Genomic DNA, 1,453 nt, shown 5'->3' with positions numbered 1-1,453 from the left:
AGGGTGGGCACGCTGCGCTTTGCCCACCCTTCTGTAACGGGCCTGGATCAGTCAATCCCTTTTGCGTCATCCGCTCGCCGGGGTCTCGCTTCTGTACGGGGTCGGCGCAAGGCCGCCACCTGATGGGGTTGGAGAGGATCGGCCGGCCAATCTACGGACGCGTGGTCGTAGTGCCACCGGGTGGGCAACGGCCTGACCTGATCCATCGTCCCGGCGAAGGGACTTCGCTTCGAGAAGGCCTGGTGTGGTGACCCGCTCGAAAACCTGTCGCGCCTCCTGTTAGGCTGCCGCCGCGGCGGCGTTGAAGGGGGTTTGATCGACGAGCATGCGGTGCATGATCACCGCCAGCCGGCGCGCGAGCGCCACCTTGGCCTTGCTCATGCCGGCGCGCCGGGCGATCCGCATCGCCCAGCTCTTCAATTGCGCACAGCCCTTGACCGGCTTGGTCAGCATGATGTGGGCGGCCTCGTAGAGCGCCGTGCGCACCGCGCCGTCGCCGATCTTGCTGATCCGGCCGGTGTAATCGGTCTCGCCGGACTGATGCTTCTTCGGCGTCAAGCCGAAATGGGCGCCCACCTGCTTCGATGATTTGAACCGTCCCGGATCGTCGATCGCACTGGCATAGGTCAGCGCCACGATCGGGCCGACGGCCGGGACCGACGTCAGCAGCCGGGCCTGCTGGTCGGCTCGCACCATCCTGCGGGTCTGCTTCTCGAAGGCCGCGAACTCCTTCCGTAGGATCTCGCGGACCGCCAACAGCGCAGCGGCGATCCGCTCAAGATGCGGATGGCCCGCGACGAGTTCCTGGATCCGCCCCGCAAACGTCCGCGCCGTCACCTTGCCGACCTTGAGGCCAAAGCCGCGCAGGATCCCGCGCAGGCTGTTCTCGACGTCGAGAAGCTTCGCTTGCACCAGCTTGCGCGCGGTCAGCAGCGATCGCGTCTCCTGTGCGCTCAGCGACTTGCAATGCACCGGGCGGAACCAACCCAGCCGCATCAGCTGCGCAATCCCGCGCGCATCGTTACGGTCCGACTTCACCGGCATGGCCTTGAACGCATTCCGCACGTGTCGCGTCTCCAGCAGCTCCACGGCAAGCCCGGCCGCCTTCATCGCCGCAAACAGCCATTGCGACAAGGGTCCGGCCTCCAGCCCGATCCGCTCAAGACCGAAGCCGAGCGAGCGAAACCAGGCGATCAGCGCCTCCGGCTCGCTCGCCACCTTCGCCTCCCGCACGATCTTGCCGTTGGCGTCAACCACACACACGCTCGAGCATTCCAATGACACGTCGATTCCGGCATAGTGCTCCATGGTCGTCTCTCCGCGATGCTTGGAGCGAGGTTCATCCTCGACTCCGTCACACCATCAATGTGAGGGACGACCGCCCGCCCTCCAAGCGAGCCGCGCGCAGCGCGCCACCCATAGCGCCGTAGCAAGCGCGGCTCGCTTGGAGGGC

At 66.3% G+C, this 1,453-nt stretch carries 1 protein-coding gene; it reads right to left on the bottom strand.

The window, feature by feature from the left end; all coding sequences use genetic code 11:
- Positions 1–279 precede the first annotated feature (279 nt).
- Complete coding sequence (locus tag OZ411_RS42815; protein ID WP_282532779.1) at positions 280–1,308, bottom strand: IS110 family transposase; 1,029 nt, start codon at positions 1,306–1,308, stop codon at positions 280–282.
- Positions 1,309–1,453 lie beyond the last annotated feature (145 nt).

Source organism: Bradyrhizobium sp. Arg237L (genome assembly GCF_029990105.1).
In the GTDB taxonomy this organism is placed as follows: Bacteria; Pseudomonadota; Alphaproteobacteria; order Rhizobiales; family Xanthobacteraceae; genus Bradyrhizobium.
The sequence above is the reverse complement of the archived record's forward strand: the minus strand, read 5'-3'. Positions and strand labels throughout refer to the sequence as shown.